A 6,970-nucleotide genomic window follows, 5' to 3' on the forward strand; every position below is an offset into this window, starting at 1 on the left:
GCCGATCGCCCACCCCGGCACCCTCCCCGGAGTGGACGTACCCTTGGCGTTCGTGGCCAGTCCCACCTCGCTGCTGAAGCGGCTGCTCCTCGGTCGACCGTTCCGGTCCGACCGCCTGCAGCACACCCTCCTGCCGAAGCGCATCGCGCTGCCCGTCTTCGCGTCCGACGCCCTGTCCAGCGTCGCGTACGCGCCGGACGAGATCCTGCTGACGCTGTCGATCGCAGGGGCTTCGGCCTACTTCTTCTCGCCGTGGATCGCGTTCGCGGTGGTCGTGGTGATGCTGACCGTGGTGGCCAGCTACCGGCAGAACGTCCACGCCTACCCCTCCGGCGGCGGGGACTACGAGGTGGCCACGGTCAACCTCGGGCCGAAGTTCGGCCTCGGGGTGGCCAGCGCGCTGCTGGTCGACTACGTGCTGACGGTGGCCGTGTCGGTCTCCTCCGGGGTGGCGAACCTGGGCTCGGTGGTGCCCTTCGTGGCCACCCACAAGGTCATGATCGCGGTGACCGCGGTGGTGCTGTTGAGCGCCGTCAACCTGCGCGGGCTGCGTGAGTCGGGCACCGCGTTCGCCATCCCCACCTACGGTTTCGTGATCGTGATCGGCGGGATGCTGCTCACCGGCCTCGTCCGGGTCTTCGTGCTCGGCGACGAGCTGCGCGCCCCCAGCGCCGAGCTGATCATCCAGGCCGAGCACAGCGTGACGGGTTTCGCGCTGATCTTCCTGCTGCTGCGGACGTTCAGTTCGGGCGCCGCGGCGCTCACCGGCGTCGAGGCGATCTCCAACGGCGTACCGGCGTTCAAGCCACCGAAGAGCCGTAACGCGGCCACCACCCTGCTGCTGCTCGGCGGGATCGCGGTGAGCATGCTGGTCGGGATCATCTGGCTGGCCCGGCTGACCCGCCTCCAGTTCGTCGAGGACCCGGCGACACAGATCGTCGCCGGCCCCGAGGGGTACGTGCAGAAGACGGTCACCACCCAGCTCGGCGAGGCGGTCTTCGGCTCCGGGTCGATCCTGCTCTACGTGGTGGCCGGGGTGACCGCACTGATCCTCTTCCTGGCCGCGAACACCGCGTTCAACGGTTTCCCGGTGCTCGGCTCGATCCTCGCGCAGGACCGGTTCCTGCCCCGGCAGTTCCACACCCGGGGCGACCGGCTGGCCTTCTCCAACGGCATCCTCTTCCTCGCGGCCTTCGCCATCGTGTTGATCGTCGGCTTCCAGGCCGAGGTGACCCGACTCATCCAGCTCTACATCGTCGGGGTCTTCGTCTCGTTCACCGTCTCCCAGGCCGGCATGATCCGACACTGGAACCGGCACCTGAAGACCGAACGGGACCCGGAGACGCGCCGCCGGATGCACCGCTCCCGGGCCATCAACGCCTTCGGCATGGGGCTCACCGGGATCGTCCTGGTGATCGTGCTGCTCACCAAGTTCCTGCTCGGCGCCTGGATCGCGATCGCCGCGATGGCGGTGATCTACGCGCTCATGCTGTCCATCCGTCGTCACTACGACCGGGTCGCCGAGGAACTCACGCCGCCGGACGAGGGACGCGCCGTGCTGCCCGCCCGGAACCACGCCATCGTCCTGGTCAGCAAGCTGCACCAGCCGACGCTGCGGGCCATCGCGTACGCCCGGGCCACCCGGCCGGACACCCTCACCGCGGTGACGGTGAACGTGGACGAGAAGGACACCCGGGACCTTCAGGAGGAGTGGGAACGACGGGAGTTGCCCGTGCCGCTGACCGTGGTCGACTCGCCGTACCGGGAGATCACCCGGCCGATCCTCGACTTCGTCGCCAGCACCCGCCGGGAGTCGCCCCGCGACGTCGTCACGGTCTTCATCCCGGAGTACGTCGTCGGGCGCTGGTGGGAGAACCTGCTGCACAACCAGAGCGCGCTGCGGCTCAAGACCCGGCTGCTGTTCGAACCCGGAGTGATGGTGACCAGCGTGCCGTGGCAGCTCGCCTCGACGGCGAACAAGAACCTGTCCCGGCTGGACGCCACCCTCGCGCGCGGTCCCGCCCGCGGGCCTCGCGTCGCGCCGCGCGGCGCCGTGCCGCCGACCGTCGCACCGATGGTCTCCGTGCCGCCCGCCGAGTCGGGTGGTGGTGACCGTGACTGAGCCGCGCCGTGACGTCGCCGCGGCCGGGCCGACCGCGCAGCGGGACGGCGGACCGGCCGGTTCGGCCCCGAACCCTGATCCCGCTGTCACCGGTGAACGTGGTCTGGCCGAGGCGGAGCGGGTCGAGCTGACCGTCGGGGCGGTCGCCCCGGGCGGGCACTGCGTGGCCCGGGTCGACGGGCAGGTGGTCTTCGTCCGGCACGCGCTGCCCGGGGAACGGGTCGTCGCCGAGGTGACCGAGGTGCACCGGGGGTTTGTCCGGGCCGACGCGGTGACGGTGCTGGAGGCCTCACCGGACCGGGTCGAAGCGCCCTGCCCGTACGCCCGGCCGGGCCGGTGCGGCGGCTGCGACCTGCAGCACGTCGCGCCCGCCGCGCAGCTCGAGTGGAAGGCCGCCGTGGTGCGGGAGCAGCTGAGCCGGCTGGGCGGGCTCACGGACGCCGAACTGGACGGCCTCGGCGTCCGGGTCGAGGCGCTGCCCGGCGGACGGTTGGGCTGGCGCTCCCGGGTCCGGTACGCGGTGGACGCCGGCGACCGGGCCGGGCTGCTCAAGCACCGCTCGCACGAGGTGGTGCCGATCGACCGTTGCCTGATCGCCCATCCGGCGATCCAGAGCCTGCCGGTGCTGGCCGCGAGCGGAACCCGCTGGCCGGACGCCGACGCGGTGGAGACGGTCGCCTCCACCGGGGGCGACGTGGCGGTCGTGACCGTGGTCGACGGCGTGACCGGCACCGCCGAGGGGCCGGCCACGGTCCGCGAGGTGGCCGCCGGCCGGGAGTGGACGCTCCCGGCGACCGCCTTCTGGCAGGTGCACCCGGCGGCCGCCGACACCCTGGTCGGGGCGGTGCTGGAGCTCGTGGACCCGCAGCCCGGGGAGACCGCGTGGGACCTGTACGGCGGCGCCGGGCTGTTCGCCGCCGCGCTGGCCGGGGTGGTCGGCGACGCCGGCCGGGTCACCCTGGTCGAGGCCGCCGAGCAGGGTGTCACCGCGGCTCGGGAGAACCTGCGCGACCTGCCCCGCGTCGAGGTGGTCGCCGCCCGGGTGGAGACCGCGCTGGCCCGCCGCCGGATCACCGGTCCGGTCGACGTGGTGGTGCTCGACCCGCCCCGTACCGGCGCCGGCTCGCGGGTGGTACGCGAACTGGTCGCCGCGGGTCCCCGCGCGATCGGCTACGTGGCCTGCGACCCGGCCGCCTTCGCCCGGGACGTACGCACGTTCGCCGAGGCGGGCTGGCGGCTCGCCGCGGTGCGCGGATTCGACCTGTTCCCGATGACCCAGCACGTCGAGCTGGTCGGGCTGCTGCTGCCGCCGGTGGATCGGTGATCACGAGGTCGGGGGGACGGCGATTCGCCCGCCGACCTCATGATCAATCGGTGGCTGCCTGTCGGGGGCAGGAAGGGCTAGCCTCCGGGCATGAAGATCGTCGGGCTGATGTCGGGAACCTCGTACGACGGGGTGGACGTGGCGGCGGCGGAGTTCGGCGTTGACGGCGAGACGCTCCGGCTGCGGCCGCTGGGGCACCGCGGGATCGACTACGACGACGAGCTGCGGGCCCTGATCGGCGCGCTGCTGCCGCCGGCCGCCACCACGATCGAGGCGGTCTGCCGGCTGGACAACCGGCTCGGCGACGTCTTCGCCGAGGCGGCGGCGGTCGGGCTGGAACTCGCCGGTGGTCGCGCCGACCTGGTGGTCTCACCGGGGCAGACCGTCTTCCACTGGGTGCAGGACGGGGTGGCCCGCGGCACCCTGCAACTCGGTGCGGTGGCCCGGGTCGCCGCTCGGGTGGGCGTACCGGTGCTCAGCGACCTGCGCTCGGCGGACATCGCGGCCGGCGGGCAGGGTGCGCCGCTGGTGCCGGCCTTCGACGCCCTGCTGCTGGCCCCCGACGCGCCGGCCGACCCCGGGACCGGGCCGGCAGACGCCCGGGTGCCCGACGCCGGCCCGGCCGCAGCCGGATCCGCCGGGACGGGATCCGCCGGGAGGGTCGCCGCGGCCGGGGGAGCCACCCCGACCGGGGCCGGGGGCGGCGGGGCGGGGGCGCCGCGGGCGGCGCTGAACCTCGGCGGGATCGCCAACCTCACCGTGGTCGCCCCTGGCGCGCCGGTGCTCGGGTACGACGTCGGGCCGGCCAACGCGCTGCTCGACGCCGCGGCCCGTCGCTTCCTCGGCCGGCCCTGCGACCTCGACGGCGCCCGGGCGGCGGCCGGTCGGGTGCACCCGGGCCTGCTCGATTCGCTCCTCGCCGAGCCGTACTACGCCGCGCCCGCGCCGAAGTCGACAGGCAAGGAGCTGTTCCACGCCGGCTACCTGGACGAGCGTCTCGCGGCGCTCGGTGAGCCGGTCGCGGCCGACGACGTACTGGCCACGCTGACCGAGTTGACGGCCCGGGTGGTGGCCGCCGAGTGCGACCGGCACGAGGTGACCGAGGTGATCGCCTCCGGCGGCGGGGTGCGCAACCCGACGCTGCGTGCCCGGCTCGCCGAGCTGGGGGCGGGGCGCTGGCGGGTGCGTACGACCGACGAGCTGGGCGTGCCGGCGCAGGCCAAGGAGGCGTACGCCTTCGCCCTGCTGGGTTGGCTCTCCTGGCATGGTCTGCCCGGTTCGATCCGATCGGTGACCGGGGCCACTCGATCCGCCGTCCTCGGCTCCTGGACCCCCGCCGGGCCCCCGCCGGACGCCACCGCCGCGGTTCGGCCCCGACGGCTGCGGATCCGCGCCTGACCAGCCGTCCCGGCTGCGTTGCGTCCCCGTGCCGAGCACGATGGTCGTCGGGCCCGGCTGCGAAGTGACGGATGGCCGATAGACTCTGCGGTCATGAGTGTTGAACAGGACACGGCCAACCACAGCCAACTGCTGGCGAAGGTGCGCGGTCCGCGGGACGTCAAGGGGATGACCGCCGAGCAGCTGGAGATCCTCGCCGCCGAGATCCGGGACTTCCTCATCACGAAGGTGTCCCGCACCGGTGGGCACATCGGGCCCAACCTCGGTGTGGTCGAGCTGACCCTCGCCCTGCACCGGGTCTTCGACTCTCCCCGGGACCGGCTCCTGTTCGACACCGGCCACCAGGCGTACGTGCACAAGATCATCACCGGCCGGCAGGCCGGGTTCGACAAGCTGCGCCAGCGCGGCGGTCTCTCCGGCTACCCGAACCAGGCGGAGAGCGAGCACGACCTGATCGAGAACTCGCACGCCTCCACCGCCCTGTCGTACGCCGACGGACTGGCCAAGGCGTACGCGCTGCGCGGCGAGTCGCGCTCGGTGGTCGCCATGGTCGGCGACGGCGCGCTCACCGGCGGCATGTGCTGGGAGGCGCTGAACAACATCGCCACCGCCGGGAACCCGCTGGTCATCGTCGTCAACGACAACGGCCGGTCCTACTCGCCGACCATCGGTGGCCTCGCCGACCACCTCTCCTCGCTGCGCCTCAATCCCGGCTACGAGAAGGTCCTCGACACGGTCAAGGACGCCCTCGGCTCGACCCCGCTGGTCGGCAGGCCGATGTACGAGGTGCTGCACGCGGTCAAGAAGGGCATCAAGGACGCGGTCGCCCCGCAGGCGATGTTCGAGGACCTCGGCATCAAGTACGTCGGCCCGGTCGACGGGCACGACGTGGCCGCCGTCGAAGGCGCGCTGCGGGCAGCGAAGAACTTCGGAGGCCCCGTCATCGTGCACGCCGTCACCCGGAAGGGGTACGGCTACCGCCCGGCCGAGGAGGACGAGGCGGACTGCTTCCACGGGCCCGGCGCATTCGACATCGCCACGGGCAAGGCGACTGCCGCTCCGTCGGTGAAGTGGACCCACGTCTTCGCCGACGAGCTGGTCGCGATCGCCGACGAGCGGCCCGACGTGGTGGGCATCACCGCCGCCATGGCCGAGCCGACGGGCATCGCCAAGCTGGCCCGCAAGTACCCGGAGCGGGTGTACGACGTCGGCATCGCCGAGCAGCACGCCGTCACCTCGGCGGCCGGCCTCGCGCTGGGCGGGCTGCACCCGATCGTGGCGGTCTACGCGACCTTCCTCAACCGGGCCTTCGACCAGGTGCTGCTGGACGTGGCGATGCACAAGCTCCCGGTGACCTTCGTGCTCGACCGCGCCGGCATCACCGGCCCGGACGGGCCGAGCCACTACGGCATCTGGGACATGTCGGTGTTCGGTGTCGTGCCGGGCCTGCGCATCGCCGCGCCCCGCGACGCCGCGACGCTGCGCGAGGAACTGCGCGAGGCGGTGGCCGTCGACGGCGGCCCGACCGTGCTCCGCTTCCCGACCGGTTCCGTCGCCGGCGACCTGCCGGCCGTGCGCCGGGTCGGCACCGTCGACGTGCTGACCGAGTCGGCGCGTACCGATGTGCTGCTGGTCGCCGTGGGCGCTTTCGGCCACCTCGGCATGGAGGTCGCCGCCAGGGTCGCCGAGCAGGGCTACGGCGTCACCGTGGTCGACCCCCGCTGGGTCCGCCCGGTCCCGGCCGAGCTGGTCGAGCTGGCCGCCGGGCACCGGCTCGTGGTCACCGTGGAGGACGGGGTGCGGGTCGGGGGAGTCGGTGACGCCCTCGCGCAGGCGATGCGGGACGCGGACGTCCGGGTGCCGCTGCGCGACCTCGGTGTGCCGGCCGACTGGCACCCGCACGGCACCCGGGCGCAGATCCTCGCCGACCTGCGGCTCACCGCGCAGGACGTGGCCCGGGACGTCACCGGCTGGATCTCGGGGCTCGACGGCGCGTCGGTCGATGCGGTGCGGGTCGGCGCCGACGACACGGCCGCGCAGAACTGACGACGACGACGAGCCCCGAGATCCAGCCGGTGACGTCCCGGGCCACGTCCTGCGCGGTGAGCCGCAGGTCGGCGAGGATC

Annotated in this window: 4 protein-coding genes; all 4 read left to right on the forward strand. The window is 73.3% G+C overall.

The window, feature by feature from the left end; all coding sequences use genetic code 11:
- The first annotated feature begins 52 nt into the window (after positions 1-52).
- The 4 genes from ABZS42_RS20480 (at position 53) to dxs (ending at position 6,890) form a co-directional block, all read left to right on the forward strand.
- Positions 53-2,122 carry an APC family permease gene (locus ABZS42_RS20480; RefSeq protein WP_355147516.1) on the forward strand — a complete coding sequence of 690 codons (2,070 nt, stop codon included), beginning with the start codon at positions 53-55 and terminating at the stop codon, positions 2,120-2,122.
- Between the two features lie 103 nt (positions 2,123-2,225).
- Entirely contained in the window at positions 2,226-3,446 is a 1,221-nt protein-coding gene (locus ABZS42_RS20485) for a TRAM domain-containing protein (RefSeq protein ID WP_355147518.1), read from the forward strand.
- Between the two features lie 90 nt (positions 3,447-3,536).
- Positions 3,537-4,844, forward strand: coding sequence for an anhydro-N-acetylmuramic acid kinase (locus ABZS42_RS20490; RefSeq protein WP_355147502.1), 1,308 nt, complete (start codon positions 3,537-3,539; stop codon positions 4,842-4,844).
- Positions 4,845-4,937: 93 nt separating this feature from the next.
- The gene (dxs, locus tag ABZS42_RS20495; RefSeq protein WP_355147504.1) at positions 4,938-6,890 is read left to right on the forward strand and encodes a 1-deoxy-D-xylulose-5-phosphate synthase; all 1,953 of its coding nucleotides are present in this window, start codon (positions 4,938-4,940) and stop codon (positions 6,888-6,890) included.
- Positions 6,891-6,970 lie beyond the last annotated feature (80 nt).

The organism is Micromonospora sp. NPDC005367 (assembly GCF_040606825.1).
Taxonomy (GTDB): Bacteria; Actinomycetota; Actinomycetes; order Mycobacteriales; family Micromonosporaceae; genus Micromonospora.

Excerpts from the sequence above, each read along its gene's own strand:
- ABZS42_RS20490 (WP_355147502.1), top strand. The coding sequence starts at position 3,537 with ATGAAGATCGTCGGGCTGATGTCGGGAACCTCGTACGACGGGGTGGAC.
- dxs (WP_355147504.1), top strand. The coding sequence starts at position 4,938 with ATGAGTGTTGAACAGGACACGGCCAACCACAGCCAACTGCTGGCGAAG.